Raw genomic sequence first — 1,296 nt, 5'->3', positions numbered from 1 at the left:
ATTTATGAGTTGACTCACCTACTAAAACTCTCGACTCAGAAGCAATAACTTCTGTAGCTAGTCCAACAATTGCTCTACCCAATACAGATGACTCCGTAGAAGAAGAGGAAACATCTGCATCTAATCCCGATGCACATAAAGATAAAGATGAAGATGAAGAAGACAAAGATGAAGATAAAGGTAAAATCGAAGGTGAAGAGGGAGGAGAAAGTGAATCATCCCCCGCCCCCATCAATGCAGAAGCAACACCTTCCGCGGTCGGGACCAAAACATCATCACTAATGCTCAAAAAAGAACCGACAGAGAGAGTTGGCACAGCAACAGACAAAGAAGATTCGACACTAGGTAGTGCTATAGAAGTAGAAATAATATCAGTCACAGATACACTACCAGACTGATCAGAAACAGTTGGCATAGCTAAACTTTCAGCTAATGGTGACAAAGAGGGGGAAATGTCAGAAGCTACTAACAACTCAGACGCAGGTGCAGGTGCAGGTGCAGACACAGAGGGGGAGGAAGATACAGCAACAACACTACCACTAGTAGATGCCTCTAAATATTCCATAACTAACTGCGTAACAAAGGCAGAGTGAAAATCTTCATATAGTCCTGATGCAGATCCTGATTCAGACGAAGATGCAGATCCTGATTCAGACGAAGATGCAGATCCTGATTCAGACGAAGATGATCCATCTTCTAAAACTCTCAAATCAGAAGCATCACTTTCCAGAGTAGAAACTGAACCATCAGCACTAATTCTAGAAAAACGCTCACCAGACAAAGATCCCAATTGCATCTCATATTGAGATTGAGGCTCAGGCTCAGAAGCAGATGGAGATAATGGTGCAAATGAAATCGAAGGTGGGGATGAAGGCGCAGGAGACAATTCACCTACTAAAGCTCCAAAATCAGAATAATTCGAAGGAGGACCATCAGAAGTAGAAGCAATATCATATAAATTAGCAGATCGATCTCTATAAGAAAGCGATTTAACAAATCTAGGAGAAAGACGATCATACTTCCCCTCCAATAGCAATAAAGATCTTAACTGTGTCTCAGATTGAGATGATAATTCAGACCGAAGTTGCGTAGAAGAAATAACCGGAGAATTAGTAAGCGCAGCAGTACTACTCACCGACTCCGTACCCTCAGCACATTTACTACTACCTCCTGATATATTGCCTTCACTTATCAGACGTCTTCGAGGAACAGTATCAACAGGAGACAAAGAAGATTCAGGCTGAGAAGATAATTCATGCTGAAACTTAAGTCGTGGAAGAGAGACAACCAAACGAC

1 protein-coding gene is annotated in these 1,296 nt (G+C 42.0%); it reads right to left on the bottom strand.

Annotation, left to right across the window (positions count from 1 at the left end; all coding sequences use genetic code 11):
- On the bottom strand, window positions 1–1,296 hold a 1,296-nt coding region (locus A6733_RS00130), incomplete at both ends, for a hypothetical protein (RefSeq protein WP_176696722.1).

Origin of the sequence: Candidatus Ichthyocystis sparus (genome assembly GCF_900078745.1) — a bacterium.
Classification (GTDB): Bacteria; Pseudomonadota; Gammaproteobacteria; order Burkholderiales; family 2013Ark19i; genus Ichthyocystis; species Ichthyocystis sparus.
The sequence above is the reverse complement of the archived record's forward strand: the minus strand, read 5'-3'. Positions and strand labels throughout refer to the sequence as shown.